We start from the raw sequence: 14,819 nt of genomic DNA on the forward strand, positions 1-14,819 counted from the left end.
TGCACGGAGGAAGGAAGCCTTCAGGCTCCTCGAAACAGCCAGCTTCCTTCCCCCGCTCGCGGGGGAAGGTGCCCGACAGGGCGGATGGGGGCACTTCACCGATAGAGCCCCCTCAAGCTCGCAGCCTCACCAAACCACCACCTCACCAAACCGATCCAGATACTCCAAGCCAGGCTTGCCCTGCTTGCCGATGACCACATCCACGATGTCCGGAACGGTTTCCTCCATGCTGAACCGCGCATCCGGCCCGCCGAGGTCGGTGCGGATCCAGCCCGGAGCCATCAACAACAAGGCGCGCCGTTCACCCGCATGGCGGGCGGCGTAGCTGCGCATGCACTGGTTCAGCGCAGCCTTGCTGGCCCGATAAATTTCACGCCCGCCCTTTTCGTTGTTGCCAACGCTGCCCTGGCCGGATGACATCACGCCGATCAACCCCGTGACGGTCACCAGATCCTGCAGCGCTTCGATGACACGCATCGGGCCGAGTGCATTGGTCACCATCACCTCGACGAACTCCTCCGTCGAGACATCGGCGATCGTCTCGTCCTGATGCTTGTTGGCTGTGCCGGCATTCACGAACAGGATGTCGAAGCGGCGTGAGGCGAAGCGGTCATGCAGCGCCGCCATCTGTTGCGGCGCCGTGATATCGAGACAGGCGATCTCGACCCGGCCCGGGTTTTCATCCGCCAATTCGTGCAGCAACGTACGACCCGCTCCCCGAACCGTGCCAACCACCTGCCACCCTCTATCCAGAAATTCGGTAGCCATCGCATGCCCCAGCCCGCGCGATGCGCCGATGATGAGCACGCTGCCGCCGGTGGATTCAGCTGCCATGATTTTCTCCGCTTGATGTAGACCGCGGCGATCGTGGCAGGTGAACAGGGAAGGCGCCAGACGCATCAGATGCAACCCATGGTTGTGTGAAACGCCATGTATTACGAGCTGGATGACTTAAGCTCGCCGCATGGAAAACGTGGATTTGAATCTTCTGGTTGCACTCGACGTGTTGCTTGCCGAGGGCAGTGTTACGGCTGCAGCGCGCCGTCTCGGTTTGAGTACATCGGCGATGAGCCGCACGCTCACGCGCCTGCGCGCGGCCACCGGCGACCCGTTGCTGGTGCGCGCGGGGCGTGGGCTGGTACCGACGCCCTACGCGGCATCGCTGCGCGATCGCGTCCATGCGTTGACGCGGGAAGTGCAGACAACTCTGCGGCCGCGCAACGATCCGCTGGACGTCGCCGCACTGGAGCGCACGTTCACCATCCGCGCCAACGAAGCCTTCATCCAGTTCTTTTCCGTGCCTCTGTGCGCCGCCATCGCGGAAGCGTCTCCACGCGTTCGCCTGCGCTTTGCGCCGAAACCGAACAAGGACGCCGCGCCATTGCGCGAAGGTCTGATCGATCTGGAGATCGGCGTGATCAAGTCGTCCGCACCGGAGATGCGCAGCCAACTCCTGTTCCATGACCGCTTCGTCGGCGTCGTCCGCACAGGGCATGCCCTGTTGGCGGGACGGAGCGTGACCGCCAGGCGTTACGCCGCCTGCCGTCACGTGGTCGTGTCACGAAAGGCGCACGTCACCGGGCCGGTCGATGACGCCCTCGAAGCATTGGGACTGCATCGCACGATATCCGTCGTGGTGCCGGCACACGCCGATGCGATGCGGCTGGCAAGTCATTCCGACCTGGTGGCCCTGGTGCCGAGCTTCTGTCTCGGTCATGGGCTCGCGAACCATCCGGCAATGACAGTCGGACTCCAGAGCTTCGAACTCCCGGTGCAGACGCCGGAAATAAGCATCTCGGCCCTGTGGCATCCGCGAATGGACGCCGACCCCGCGCATGCCTGGCTTCGGCAAATGGTGACGTCTTTGTGCCACGTGGCTTATCCAGACGCTTGAAACCAACGGGACATTCGCTGCGCCGAGGCAGGTCTTGAGCGATGGAACTGTTGTGCGGCGAGCCGCCATCAATTCCTTGTTGTCGCTGCCCACCCGGTTCGCTTCTTCTCGTTGTCTGGATCGCAGTTTCGGCGTAGTTTTGGCGGCTTGGCTGAATCCCCGTTGAGCGTTGCCAATGCGGGTGGGGCGCGACCGCAGGCCGAACAAATCAAGGGGACAAACATGTCGAGATTCTGGGACAAGCCGCAAACGCTGGGGCCTTCAGCGGGGCTGGTGCAGCAGCACTTCGTCAAAGCGCGGCAGACGGAACTCTACCGGCGTGATCCGGCCCTGGAGGAGCGCATCAAGGTGATTCTGGCAAAAGAGTTGCCCGGGGTGGATATGAAGGGCGACAAGTGGCTGGAGGTCTACCACAAGATCCAGAAGCGGCTGCAGAGCTCGGAGCTCACCATCAACTTCAAGGCCGACGCGTGGTTCACCGAGGAAAACAACTACGACTCCTACACGCAGACCTACGAACGGAACAGCGCCGCCCTGGGCCGCGGCGTGCTTGCATCGACCGCCCAGGATCCCGCCGCCGTTCGCGCCAGGGTCGATGATGTGGTGACGTTGCCGAAGGCCTGGAATGGCCCCGCCCGGCCAAGCCAGCCTTCACCGGGCGCTGTCACTCGCCGAGGCTTGATGCCTGGCCTGCAGAGCGGCCAGCGTATCCGGAACCAGATGGCGTTTGGTCGCCAGGACCCGCATCTGCAAAAGGATGTCTACGCCGACGACTTTGGCCAGCAGATCGCGAAAACCATCGAATCCGGAAACCCGTACTTCAATCCCAAGACCAAGCAGGTTTTCGCGGCACTCAATTGGGCCTTCAGGCCCAACGGAAGCTCAGTGTCGTACGGGCACAGTTTTCTGGTCCTCAATCCCAAGTTCAAGGTCAATGCACTGTATTTCCCCGGCGATACGTTTTACAGCGAGTCGCTGGGCCAGGATACGAGCCTGCAGGTGCCCTATGGCACGCTCGGAGCCATCATTGCCACCAACACCAGCGCACAGTACTTACCCGACCTGGTGAAGACCTGCTACTACGGCAAACAATTGGGCAACACGACCGATGTTTACAGCCTGCTTGAAGCGCACGTGTTCTCGGCGCTGCCGTTCAAGGGCAACATCAAGGAAGTATGCGTGGCGACCCAGCGTGGGACCACGATTTACCGCAATGCCCAGAAATTTTCTGAAAGAATCGGCGCCAAGCTTTCGCTGGTAGCCTCCAGCGGGTAAGGGAAAAGCGGGCCGCGCGACCGATCGCCAATCGTGTGGGCGTTCTCGATCACCACCAGCGGATTGGGCATGTCGCCCGCGAACGGGCCCGGTGCACAGCAGGGCAGGCGATCTTGTCGACCACATCATGCCCTTGGTGACCTTGCCGAACACGGCTAACCCCAGCTCAGCCCGCTCGGGCTACCCACAAAATCCAGCCCGCGGTTGTCGACCAGGTTGAAGAAGAATTGGGTGGTGCCGGAGTTGGGATCGGCGCCGATCAAACCGCGTGCCCTCAGCACGCTATTCGTACTCGTGTTCTCGCTCAACGCGCTCAAGAGTTGATGCGATGGTGAGCGCACGCATGACTTCCGGCTCATCCACTATGCATAACTTCATACTATCGTTGACTCCACCAAGTTCGGTGGGGAGGGCCAACTTGTGGATGACAGTGCCAACCAACTGAAGAAATTCCAGAAGGAGCTTTCCAGCGGGACGGTATCGCTGGTGCTGCTGGCGATTCTGGGGCAGGCGCGCCGGCCCATGTATGGCTACCAGATCGCCAAGCAACTGGAGGCATCGGGGGAGGGCGTGCTGGCGGGCAAGCAGAGTGCGCTGTATCCGGTGTTGCGCAACCTGGAGGCAGCGGGGTTGCTGGCCAGTGAGGTGGAGCCGTCCATCAGCGGTCCGCCGCGGCGCTATTACCGCATCACCAAACCGGGACGCGAGGCCTTGCGTGCCTGGGCCGCGGCGTGGAGTGCCACGCGCGATTGTGTCGACAACGTTTTGCAAGGAGGGGTGTCATGAGTACGCCACACAGCATCGTCGAATACCTCAGCCAGTTGCGTGCTGCCTTGCGTGGCGCCGACCCGGCGTTGATCCAGGATGCGTTGTATGACGCCGAGGAGCATCTACGCGCGGAGCTGGCCGATCAGCCTGGCCGTGACGAAGCGACCATGCTGGAACAGGTGGTGGGCAGCTATGGCGCACCGGATGAAGTGGCCGAAATCTACCGGGACCAGGAGGTCACCATCCAGCGTGCATTGCGCCCGCCACCGGTACCGCGGCGGCGCTCGCTGATCGGGCGTTTCTTTGGTGTGGCGGTCGATGCGCGCACCTACGGCGCCCTGTTCTACATGGTGCTGGCGTTGGCGACCGGCATTTTCTATTTCACATGGACGGTGACCGGGTTGGCGTTGTCGGCGGGGTTGTCGGTGCTGATCATCGGGTTGCCGTTCATCGTGTTGTTCTTCGGCAGCGTGCGTGTGCTGTCACTGGTGGAAGGGCGCATCGTGGAGGCCATGCTCGGTGTGCGCATGCCGCGCCGGCCGGTGTATCCCACGCAGGGCACGACGCTGATGCAACGGATCGGCCGCATGTTCAGCGATGTGCATACCTGGACCACGCTTTGCTACATGTGGCTGATGCTGCCGCTGGGTGTGGCGTATTTCACGCTGGCCGTAACCTTGCTCGGCGTCGCCGTGGGGCTGATCGCATTTCCGCTGGCGCTGCTTTTCCGCCACGACTGGCTGGGCGGACTCTATGTGGACCACCGCGTCATGATCGACTGGGGCTTCGGTTCGCACCCGCCGGGCTTGGGAGATGTGCTGGCGGCGAGCGTGGTTGGCGTGTTGCTGCTCTTTGCCACACTGCACCTGGCACGGGGGATCGGGCGGCTGCACGGGTATCTGGCCAAGCACATGCTGGTGCCGCGCGCGGCGGACTGAGGCCGCCATGCCGGGGGGCGCGCGCGTCGGGTAGCGCCTTCAGAATTCGTCGGTGAACTCGATGCCCGCGTCCAACTGGTGGGCCAGTGCTTCGGCGTTGACGCGGACGTTGTCGGCGAGCTCGTCGCTGGGCGCCTCGACCTCGATGCGGTAGAGCTGGGCTTCGCTGTCGCTTATCGAGTCGCTGGAGCTGGAATCATCGCGCATGCCGGTCATCACGTCGTCGATTTCCTCGACGTGTTCGATGTCGTTGATGCCGTGCAGGGCGGCGATCATGGCGTCGGCGTCGGCACGGGCGCCGGTCAGGCGAAAGCGAACCATGGGCATGGGTCGATACTCCGTTGTCGGTGGAGTCCCGATGCTGGTCAGCAGCGCGTATGCGCAAGGTGATGCCGTTCGGCTCGCGGTCAGCTGGTGCAAACGCGATGCCGCGGGTGGTTCACTCAGCGCCCAGGCCGTGCAGCGTGGCGCCGTTCGCATCGACCTTCAGCACCGAGCCGTGCTCGTACCAGTCGCCAAGCACGATCCGCTCGGCGGTTTGGCCGTCCAGTTGAAACCGGTGCACGGCGGGGCGGTGGGTATGGCCGTGGATCAGTCGCGTCACGCCGGCCTGGCGCATGCTGTCGGCGACGGCTTCGGCGTTGACGTCCATGATGGTTTCCATGGTGCTGCCGGTGTGGGCGCGGCTGTCTTCGCGCGCCTTGGCGGCGAAGGCGCGGCGCGCGTCCAGCGGCATCGACAACACCTGTGCTTGCCACTGCGGCGTGCGCACCTGCTGGCGCACGGCCTGGTAGGCGACGTCATCCGTACACAGTACGTCGCCGTGCATCAGCAGGGTGGGCTGGCCATGCAGGGTGTGCACGGTGCCGTCATCCAGCAACTCGAAGCCGGCGCGGTTGGCGAAATCCTGGCCGAGCAGGAAGTCGCGATTGCCGACCATGAAGTACACCGGCACGCCGACGTCGCGCACGCCGCGGGTGGCGCGGGCGATGCGGGCGGGGAGTTCGGCGTCATCGTCGTCGCCGATCCACGCTTCCACCAGGTCGCCCAGGATGTACAGCGCGTCGGCCTGGCGCACTTCGTCGCTGGCCAGATAGCGTTCGAACAGTTCGGTGATCTGCGGGCGGGCCGGGTCAAGGTGCAGGTCGGCGATGAACAGGGTGGTCATTGACGGATCAGCCCTTGGCCGGCTTGGCGGATTTCTTCCCCTTGCTGGCGGTCGTCCTGGCGGGTGCCGCCTCGGCCGGCGCCGCGCTGCTGGCCGAAGCCGGTGGCTCCTCGCCGATCACGTGGGCGTTCTCGATCACCACCAGCGGGTTGGGCACATCGCCCGCGAACGGGCCCAGCGCGCGGCTGGGCAGGGCGGCGATCTTGTCGATGACGTCCATGCCTTTGATGACCTTGCCGAACACGGCATAGCCCCAGGTCAGGCCGCTCTGGCTGCCCACGAAATCCAGCCGGCGGTTGTCGACCAGGTTGAAGAAGAATTGCGCGGTGCCGGAGTTGGGATCGGCGCCGCGCGCCACCGCCACGGTGCCGCGCAGGTTGGACAGGCCGTTGTCCGCCTCGCTGGCCACGGCCGGGCGCGTGCGCTTGGGCTGCAGGTCGCGGGTGTACAGGCCGCCCTGCACCAGATAACCGGGGATCGCCCGGTGCAGCAGGGTGCCGTTGTAGAAACCGTCGCGCACGTACTGCAGGAAATTGGCCACGCTTTTCGGTGCCTTGTCCGGGTACAGCTCCAGTGTGATGTCGCCCTGGGAGGTTTTCAGCAGCACCTGCGGAGGTGGCGCGGGGGCGGTCGTTGCGGCTTCGGCGGGTGATGCGGGCTTGGCCGTTTGTGCCTGCAAGGACAGCGGCACGAGCAGCAGGAGGGCGGCGAGAACGGTCTTGAACATGGGCAATCAACGTTTTGGGACGTGCCGGCCATGATACGCGGCAGGCTTGCTGGAAGGCACGGACGCGGGGGATTGATCGGCAGGAGATTGCCTGGGTTGGGTGGGGAGAGCAAAAGCTGCCTTGTCCCCAGCCCTCCCCTGCGCTGCAGGGGAGGGCTGGGGAGTCGATCAGCTACGGGTGATTTCGAGGGTGAGGCCGAGTTCCGTCATCGGCGCCTGCTCGTGCTGCAGGTCGGCTTCGCTCAGCGGGTGCTGATCGAGCCAGCTGGCGGGAAGTGCCAGCCGCAGGCGCTGGCGCGTGGCGGTCAGGCGCATTGGCGGCAGCGACTCGGCGCGGCGGGCGCGACGGAACAGCACGGCCAGCCGCAGCAACGCGGTGATATGGCGTGCCAGTTGCCGGTAGCGCTGTGGCAACGCGGAGACCACGCTCTTGTCAGGCTTGCGCCGGTGCAGTTCGACCACCGCGGCCAGCAGTTGCTGCTCCTGTCGCGAGAAACCGGCCAGGTCGGCGTGGCGCAGAATGTACGCCCCGTGGTGGTGGTGCTGGCTGTGCGCGATAGCCAGGCCGATCTCGTGCACCCGCGCGGCCCAGGACAACCACTCGCGCGCATCGGCGGCCAGTTTCCAGGGCTTGGCCGCCTGGTCGAACAGATTCAGCGCGGTCGCTTCCACCCGTCGTGACTGCGCGCGATCGACGCCGTAGCGGGCGGCCAGGGCGTCGATGCTGGCGGTGCGCGGGTCGCTGCCGCCGGCGCGGCCCAGCAGATCCCACAACACGCCTTCGCGCATCGAGCTTTCGCAAACCTGCAGGCGCTCGATGCCCAGTGCGGCGAAAGCAGCCTCGAATACCACCAGGCCGCCGGCGATCACCGGCACGCGTTCCTCGACCAGGCCGGGCAGCTTGATCGCGTTGATGTTGCCCTGTTCCAGCAGCACATCGCGCAGTGAAGCCAGCGCTGCGGGAGTGATGCCGTCGTCGGAGAATTTCATCGCCTGCACCACCGCGCCGATCGACTTGGCGGTGCCCGATGAACCGAACGCGTCGCGCCAGCCCGATTCGCGGAAATCCTCGGCAAACTGCTGCAGCAGCACGCCAATGTCGCTGGTGGCGCGCTGCCAGCGCTTGCGGGTGAGCTTGCCGCCGGGGAAGAAGCGCAGCGTCGAGGCGATGCAGCCCGCCTGCACGCTCTCGGTGTGCAGCGGCGCCAGGCCACGGCCGATGATGAACTCGGTACTGCCACCGCCCACGTCGATCACCAGTCGCGGTTCGCGCGAGGCGGGCAGGTCGTGCGCGGCGCCGAGGAAAATCAGCCGGCCTTCCTCACGCCCGGAGACAATCTCGATAGGGTGCCCCAGCGCCGCCTCGGCCGCGGTCAGGAAAACCTGCGGCGACGCCAGCCGGCGCACGGTATTGGTGGCGACCGCACGCACCCGCAGGGCCGGAAGCCCGGCGATGCGCTGGCCGAAACGGGCCAGGCAGGCCAGCGCGCGGGTACGGTGGGCGGCGTCGAGCGAACCGTCCGCACGCAGGCCGGCGGCCATGCGCACGGTGTCGCGCAGGCGGTCGATCACGCGCGGTTCGCCGTGTTCGACCCGGGCCACCACCATGTGGAAACTGTTGGAACCCATGTCCACCGAGGCGATCAGCTCGCCGTCGCGAATGGGGGTTTGTTCCGCCGGGCTCAAGCGCGTACTCCGTGGGGTGCCGGGCGCGCATTCTCGCACGCGGATGGCGCAATGCAGCAATAGCCGCTCATGCGCAGAACCGCTGCAGCAAGGCCCGCTGGGCGCTGTACGGCGGATCGTCGCCGGGTTCGGCGCGAACGTAATGGCCATCACTGTCGAGCAGCCAGGCCTGGGTGTTGTCGGCCAGGCCGTTCGCCAGCGTTTCCTCGAACACGCGGGCGGCCAGGTCCGGGTCGAGGATGGGAAAGGCGATCTCGATGCGGCGCATCAGGTTGCGCTCCATCCAGTCGGCGCTGGCGCAATACAGGTCGGGGTCGCCATCGTTGGCGAACCAGTACACGCGGCTGTGTTCCAGGAAGCGGCCCACGATCGAGCGCACCCGGATGCGTTCGGAAATGCCGGGCAGCCCCGGCCGCAGGGTGCAGGCGCCGCGCACGATCAGGTCGATCTCCACGCCGGCCTGCGACGCGCGGTACAGCGCGCCGATCACCCGCGCGTCGTTCAGCGCATTGAGCTTGGCCACGATGCGGGCCGGGCGGCCGGCGCGGGCGTGTTCGGTTTCGCGCTCGATCTTCGCCACCACGCTGGGGTACAGCGTGAACGGCGAATGCAGCAGCCGTTTCAGCTCGATCACCGGCCCCAGGCCCGACAGCTGCTGGAACACCTTGTGCAGGTCCTCGCCGATTTCCGGGTTGGCGGTCATCAGGCCGATGTCGGTGTACACGCGGCTGTTGCCCTGGTGGTAGTTGCCGGTGGACAGGTGCGCGTAGCGGCGCAGGACCTCGCCCTCGCGGCGCACGATCAGCAGCATCTTGGCGTGCGTCTTGTAGCCCACCACGCCATACACCACCTGCACGCCGGCCTCCTGCAGCCGCGTGGCCAGGTGGATGTTGGCCGCCTCATCGAAACGCGCGCGCAGCTCGATCACCACGGTCACGTCCTTGCCGTGACGGGCAGCCTCCACCAGCAGGTCGACCAGCGGCGTGTCCTCGCCGGCGCGGTACAGCGTCTGCTTGATCGCCAGCACCTGCGGGTCGACCGACGCCTGGCGCAGCAGGTCGATCACCGCGCCGAAGCTCTGGTACGGGTGGTGCAGCAGCACGTCGCGTTGCGCGATCAGGTCGAACTTGTTGTGGCTGGCGTCCAGCGCGGGCGGCAATTCCGACACGAAGTGGGGAAATTTCAGCTCCGTCCGGTCGACCCATTCATAGATCATGCCCGCGCGGATGATGTTGACCGGGCCGTCGCAACGGTAGACGTCCGCTTCCTCCAACTGGAAATTCCGGGTCAGCATGGCGGTGATCGATTTCGGGCAATCGTCGGCGACTTCCAGCCGCACCGGCCGCGCATAACCGCGGCCGATCAGCTCCTCGCTCAACGCCAGCGCCAGGTTCTCGATCTCCGCCTCTTCCACCATCAGCTCGCTGTTGCGGGTGACGCGGAACTGGTACGAGCCCACCACCTTGAAGCCAGGAAACATCAGGTCGACAAACGCCTGCAGCAGCTCGGCGAGGAACACGAAATGGTCGCCCTCGCCACATACCTCGTCGGGCAGGCGGATGATCCGCGGCAGCGAGCGCGGCGCCCGCACCAGCGCCATGTGACCCTCGTGGCCGAAGGCATCGCGCCCCTTCAGCACCACCGCGATGTTCAGCGTCTTGTTGAGGATGCGCGGGAACGGGTGCGACGGGTCCAGCCCCAGCGGCGACAGCACCGGCAGCACTTCGTGCTCGAAATAACCCTGCAGCCAGCGGCGCTGGCGCGGCTCCCACTGCTGGCGGGTAAGGATGTGGATGCGCGCCGCATCGAGCTGCGGGCTGAGTTGCTCCTGCCAGGTGGCGTATTGCAGCGCCACCAGGTCCAGCACCCGGCTGCGGATGCGCGACAGCAACTCGCCCGACAGCAGGCCATCCGGCCCCGGCGCGGCGGAGCCGTAGGCGTGGTGATGCTTGAGCATTGCCACGCGCACTTCGAAGAATTCGTCCAGGTTGCTGGCCACGATGCTGAGGTAGCGCAAGCGCTCCAGCAGCGGCACGGTGGCGTCGCGCGCCATCGCCAATACCCGGAAGTTGAATTCCAGCGCGGCCAGCTCGCGGCTGAAAAACAGCTCGGGGGCGGACCAGTCCACGTCGGCGGGAACAGGGGGAGTTTGATCGGGCATACGTGCATTCTGGCCCATGTACCGGCCCGGCACATCCGGGCGGCGAATTACGCTGGCGCGGGCTTCCGCACAGGCGCGCCACGTGGCATCAAGCGTGCTCCGGCGGCAACAGGCGGGCGCGTCCGAAATGGCAGACGAAGGTGGAGCCGACGCCGGGCGTGCTGTCGATCTGCAATCGCGCCTGGTGCAGGTTCAGCACGTGCTTGACGATGGACAGGCCCAGGCCGGTGCCGCCGCTTTCGCGCGAGCGGCTGGACGACACCCGGTAGAAACGTTCGGTGAGGCGCGCCAGGTGCGCGGCGGGAATGCCGAAGCCGGTGTCGCTGACCGAATAAAGCGCGCCCTCGGGCGTGCGCTGCCAGCGGATCGTGATGCTGCCACCCTTCGGCGTGTAGCGCACCGCGTTGCTGACCAGGTTGGACAGCGCGCTATGCAGGTCGCGTGGCGAACCGAGCAGGTCCATTCCCGCGGTGGATTCCAGCGCGATCTGGTGCCGCCCCTGGCTCAGCGCCAGCGCCTCCTTGTGCACGATCGCCAGCAGCGCGGCCATCGGCACGCGTTCGTCGGTGACCTCGTGCTGGGTTTCCAGCCGTGACAGGGTGAGCAGGTCTTCCACGATCTGGCCCATGCGCCGGGATTGTGAGCGCATCTCGGTCAGCACCGGTGCCAGTTCGGGCACATCCTCGGGATCGAGCAGTTCGAGGTAGCCGTGGATCACCGTCAGCGGCGTGCGCAATTCGTGCGACACATTGGCCACGAAATCGCGGCGGATCTGTTCGAGCCGGCTGATGTGGCTGACGTCGCGCGCCAGCAACAGTTGCTGCTGATCGCCAAACGGCAGCAGGTCGACGCTGAGCTGACTTTCGGGTTGGCCGGGCGCGGTGACTTCGTACGGCAGTCCACTGCTGCCTGGATCCAGGCATGCGGCCAGCTCGGTGCCGGCCATGCGCTCGGGCCAGCGCACGGCGCGGTCGGTCGGGCGGTGCAGCCCCAGCAGTGTTTCCGCGGCCCGGTTGAACCAGCGGATGCGCTGATCCTTGTCCAGTATCACCACTGCGTCGGGCCACTGGCGGGCGGTGGCATGCAGGTCGCGCAGATGGCTGGCCAGCAGGCGCGACTTGCGCGGCGCGGATACGTCGACGGTGGTTGTCGTTTGTGTCGAGCGACGGATGTAGATCAGCAACACCAGGATTTCAGCGATCGCGACCAGGGCGATGCCGGTCATGACGCGCCCGCCCGCCAGCCAACCGACCAATGCGCCCGCAACAAGGCCGGCGAGGAGCAGGGCAGGCAATTGCCAGAACGGTTTCGTGGAAGGCATCGGGCGTTTCAGTCCGGTGGCGCGGAAGAGTGCATCAGGCGCGGGTGGAGAAACGATAGCCGCTGCCACGCACCGTCTGCACCAGGTCGTCGAGCTTCCACGGCTCCAGCGTCTTGCGCAGGCGGCGGATATGCACGTCGACCGTGCGCTCCTCCACGTAGACGCTGCCGCCCCACACGTGATCCAGCAGTTGCGCGCGCGAGTAGACGCGTTCGGCGTGGGTCATGAAGAAATGCAGCAGGCGGTATTCGGTGGGGCCGATAGGCACCGGATCGTCACCGGCAAACACGCGGTGGGCGGGGCCATCGATGCGCAGGCCGCCACCTTCCAGCATGCCGTCGCCATCATCGCCGTGGCTGCGGCGCAGCACCGCCTTGATGCGGGCGATCAGCTCGCGGGTGGAAAACGGCTTGACCACGTAATCATCCACGCCGGCCTCCAGCCCGTTGACGCGATCCACTTCCTCGCCGCGCGCGGTGAGCATGATGATCGGAATCTCGCGGCTCAACTCTTCCTTGCGCCAGCGCCGCGCCAGCTCCAGCCCGCTGGTTCCCGGCAGCATCCAGTCCAGCAGGATCAGGTCGGGCACCCGTTCGGCGATGGCCAGTTGCGCCTCGCGCGCATCGCCGGCCATGGCCGGGTCCATGCCAGCCTTGCGCAGGGCGAAGGCCACCATGTCACGAATGGATGCTTCATCCTCGACGATGAGAATACGTTTGTGCACGGTTCTGCCGTTGGCTTGTGACGGGGATATTTCAGGGGATGAATGTTACGTGGGGATGACAACAGGCGCGTGAATGTTGCGGGCTGCCGCAATCACCGCACTTCAGCCTTGTACCTTCGGGCTCCCCGGTGTGGCGATGCAAGCCAAACAAAGACCGCAAACGCTACGCCTCAGCACCGAAAGATGCCGTAATCCCCTCTCCCCTGCGGGGAGAGGGCAGGGAGAGGGGGACACGCTGCGGGGAAGCCGCAGCGAAGTTGCCCCCAAGACGCCGAAAAGCTGCAGTACAGGTCTTTCCCGCGAGCACCAGCCCCCTCTCCCCAACCCTCTCCCCCGCAGGGGAGAGGGGGTTACGGTGCCTTCGGGCTCAGTTCGCGTTGTGCAGGCTGGTTCGAAAAGTTTTCCGCCCGCTTATTGGCCGCCATCAGGCCGATCCGCCGTCTGGATCTTGCGCTTGTGCAGTTCCAGCACCAGCGGCGTGAGTTCGGCGATGCGGGCCTGGATGCGGACGCGGGCGTAGTAGTCCAGGTCGTCGCGCTTGAGCAGGCGCTTGAGTTGTTCCATCGCGTCGAAAGGGCGGCCCGAGTAGTAGCTGGCATCCGCGAATGCTTCGCCTGCGCGCTCGGTGTCGCCGGCTTTCTCACAGGCGCGGGCGTAGGCGGTGTAGAGCTGTGGCTCCACCGCATTGCTCAGCAGGGGTCGCAACAGTTCCGCGGCGGTCGCCGCCTGTGCGGGCGCGCCACCGGTGGTGAGTGCCTGGGCGTACGCCAGTGCCACCGCGCGATTGCGTGGCGAGTGCAGGTTGAGCTTTTCGTAGAGGGCCAGCGCGGCGGCGCGCTGGCCGGCCTGGAAACGGGCGTCCGCCATCGCCAGTTGCAGGATGAGGTTCTCCGGCTGCTTTTCGATCAACGGCTGCAACTGCGCGATGGCCTGCGTGCCATCACCACTGCGGGTGAGCGCCAGCGCGTAGCCATAGCGCGTGGCGAGCGTGTCGAAGCCGCGCTTGTCGAAATTCGAGCGGTAGCGCAGCGCTTCCTTGGAGGCGTCGCCAGTCAGCACGCGCAGGCGCTCGCGCATCAGCGCATACGTCTCGCCACGCTGCTGCGCCGAGGGGCTGAACAAGGTGGTGACATCGTGCACGAACGGGATCGGCGCGGTGGTGCTTTCCCACTGGCTCTTGACCAGGGTGCTGCCGCTCGGCCGCAGCTTCTGTGCGGCGATCAGGCCGCCGGCGCGCGACTTGGCGTCGCTGATGCGGGCCGAGGTCACCGGGTGATCCTGCAGCATGCTGGGTGTATTGCCCATGCCGCCTGTGTTGGCGCTGAGCACGTCCTGCATGTGCGAGAAGAAGCCGGCCATGCCGCGCGGGTCGAAACCCGCATTGGCCAGGGTCTGGATGCCGGTGCGGTCGGCCTCGACCTCATCCTTGCGGGTGAAGTTGATCGACCGTTGCGCGATCAGCCCCTGGCCGCCGGCCAGCACCGCCATCGGCGCGTCTCCGGCATTGTTGGCGGCGCCCGCGGCAAGCGCGCCCAGCAACACCAGCGCCATCAGCGGGGCATCCTTGCGCGATGCCTCGAAGGCCCGTTCCAGATGGTTCTGCGTGATGTGGCCGATCTCGTGCGCGATGACGCCGGCCAGCTCGCTTTCGTTGCGGGTGATCGCCACCAGGCCTGCGTTCACCGCCACGTAGCCGCCCGGCGCCGCGAAGGCGTTGATCTCCGGGTCCTTCACCACGAAGAACGAAAAATGCTCGTCCGGCTTGGCACTGGCGGCAACCAGCCGGAAGCCCAGGTCGTTGATGTAATCGTCCACCAGCGGGTCGTCGACCACCATGTCCAGCGCGCGCATCTGGCGCAGCATGGAGGCGCCGTAGGCCTGCGCTTCCTGCTTCGAAATCAGTGCATTCGCCGAACTGCCCAGATCTGGCAGGCGAACGTTGTCCTGCGCCATCGCCACCGGCTCAAGCAAACCCGCGCACAGCAAGGCGCGAGTCAAGGCGGACAGGAGGCGTGGAGCGCGGCGGTGTGCTGGCATGGTCATGAGGGGTCGACAATATCATTCAGACCACTTGGTGAGGGCGCGGTTCGCGCCGCGCGGCCACCCTGTACATGCTTGATTTGGCTTCGGCGTGGACGCATGTGTGGGCTGAACCAT

General features: G+C 65.8%; 14 protein-coding genes. 4 read left to right on the forward strand and 10 right to left on the reverse strand.

Annotation, left to right across the window (positions count from 1 at the left end):
- Nucleotides 1-126: 126 nt before the first annotated feature.
- Entirely contained in the window at nucleotides 127-834 is a 708-nt protein-coding gene (locus tag ASD22_RS01900; protein WP_056080796.1) for an SDR family NAD(P)-dependent oxidoreductase, read from the reverse strand.
- A gap of 130 nt (nucleotides 835-964) precedes the next feature.
- On the opposite strand from ASD22_RS01900, the gene ASD22_RS01905 reads away from it, so the two are divergent.
- Together ASD22_RS01905 and ASD22_RS01910 are read left to right on the forward strand one after the other, a co-directional pair.
- Nucleotides 965-1,894: a LysR family transcriptional regulator gene (locus tag ASD22_RS01905; RefSeq protein ID WP_056078194.1), complete on the forward strand. Its 930-nt coding sequence runs from the start codon at nucleotides 965-967 to the stop codon at nucleotides 1,892-1,894.
- Between the two features lie 162 nt (nucleotides 1,895-2,056).
- Nucleotides 2,057-3,169 carry a hypothetical protein gene (locus tag ASD22_RS01910; RefSeq protein WP_156458917.1) on the forward strand — a complete coding sequence of 371 codons (1,113 nt, stop codon included), beginning with the start codon at nucleotides 2,057-2,059 and terminating at the stop codon, nucleotides 3,167-3,169.
- Nucleotides 3,170-3,324: 155 nt separating this feature from the next.
- Here the strand turns inward: ASD22_RS01910 and ASD22_RS16895 are convergent, their stop codons facing one another.
- Nucleotides 3,325-3,510, reverse strand: a complete 186-nt coding sequence (locus tag ASD22_RS16895; protein ID WP_200946308.1) for a hypothetical protein — start codon at nucleotides 3,508-3,510, stop codon at nucleotides 3,325-3,327.
- 79 nt (nucleotides 3,511-3,589) lie between these two features.
- Here ASD22_RS16895 and ASD22_RS01915 point away from each other — a divergent pair, with 79 nt between their 5' ends.
- Nucleotides 3,590-3,955 carry a PadR family transcriptional regulator gene (locus ASD22_RS01915; RefSeq protein ID WP_056078198.1) on the forward strand — a complete coding sequence of 122 codons (366 nt, stop codon included), beginning with the start codon at nucleotides 3,590-3,592 and terminating at the stop codon, nucleotides 3,953-3,955.
- Nucleotides 3,952-4,875 carry a sensor domain-containing protein gene (locus ASD22_RS01920; RefSeq protein WP_056078201.1) on the forward strand — a complete coding sequence of 308 codons (924 nt, stop codon included), beginning with the start codon at nucleotides 3,952-3,954 and terminating at the stop codon, nucleotides 4,873-4,875. Before ASD22_RS01915 ends, ASD22_RS01920 begins: the two co-directional genes overlap by 4 nt.
- A 39-nt stretch (nucleotides 4,876-4,914) precedes the next feature.
- Here ASD22_RS01920 and ASD22_RS01925 read toward each other — a convergent pair whose 3' ends face one another.
- The 8 genes from ASD22_RS01925 to ASD22_RS01960 all read right to left on the reverse strand — a co-directional run bounded on the left by ASD22_RS01925 (nucleotide 4,915) and on the right by ASD22_RS01960 (nucleotide 14,705).
- On the reverse strand, nucleotides 4,915-5,202 hold the full coding sequence (locus tag ASD22_RS01925; protein ID WP_056078205.1) for a hypothetical protein: 288 nt from the start codon (nucleotides 5,200-5,202) through the stop codon (nucleotides 4,915-4,917).
- Nucleotides 5,203-5,314: 112 nt separating this feature from the next.
- A complete protein-coding gene (locus ASD22_RS01930) occupies nucleotides 5,315-6,043 on the reverse strand; it encodes a UDP-2,3-diacylglucosamine diphosphatase (protein WP_056078208.1) in 729 nt (242 codons plus the stop codon).
- A 7-nt stretch (nucleotides 6,044-6,050) separates the two neighbouring features.
- The gene (locus ASD22_RS01935; protein WP_056078212.1) at nucleotides 6,051-6,770 is read right to left on the reverse strand and encodes a peptidylprolyl isomerase; all 720 of its coding nucleotides are present in this window, start codon (nucleotides 6,768-6,770) and stop codon (nucleotides 6,051-6,053) included.
- 168 nt (nucleotides 6,771-6,938) lie between these two features.
- Nucleotides 6,939-8,456, reverse strand: a complete 1,518-nt coding sequence (locus ASD22_RS01940; RefSeq protein ID WP_056078215.1) for a Ppx/GppA phosphatase family protein — start codon at nucleotides 8,454-8,456, stop codon at nucleotides 6,939-6,941.
- Nucleotides 8,457-8,523: 67 nt separating this feature from the next.
- On the reverse strand, nucleotides 8,524-10,617 hold the full coding sequence (gene ppk1 / locus ASD22_RS01945; RefSeq protein ID WP_082520152.1) for a polyphosphate kinase 1: 2,094 nt from the start codon (nucleotides 10,615-10,617) through the stop codon (nucleotides 8,524-8,526).
- Nucleotides 10,618-10,705: 88 nt separating this feature from the next.
- The gene (gene phoR / locus ASD22_RS01950; RefSeq protein ID WP_056078221.1) at nucleotides 10,706-11,938 is read right to left on the reverse strand and encodes a phosphate regulon sensor histidine kinase PhoR; all 1,233 of its coding nucleotides are present in this window, start codon (nucleotides 11,936-11,938) and stop codon (nucleotides 10,706-10,708) included.
- A gap of 34 nt (nucleotides 11,939-11,972) precedes the next feature.
- Nucleotides 11,973-12,662, reverse strand: coding sequence for a phosphate regulon transcriptional regulator PhoB (phoB, locus tag ASD22_RS01955; RefSeq protein ID WP_056078223.1), 690 nt, complete (start codon nucleotides 12,660-12,662; stop codon nucleotides 11,973-11,975).
- 411 nt (nucleotides 12,663-13,073) lie between these two features.
- Nucleotides 13,074-14,705 carry a M48 family metalloprotease gene (locus tag ASD22_RS01960; protein WP_056078226.1) on the reverse strand — a complete coding sequence of 544 codons (1,632 nt, stop codon included), beginning with the start codon at nucleotides 14,703-14,705 and terminating at the stop codon, nucleotides 13,074-13,076.
- Nucleotides 14,706-14,819: the final 114 nt, after the last annotated feature.

Source organism: Rhodanobacter sp. Root480, from assembly GCF_001426645.1.
GTDB classification, from domain to species: domain Bacteria; phylum Pseudomonadota; class Gammaproteobacteria; order Xanthomonadales; family Rhodanobacteraceae; genus Rhodanobacter; species Rhodanobacter ginsenosidimutans.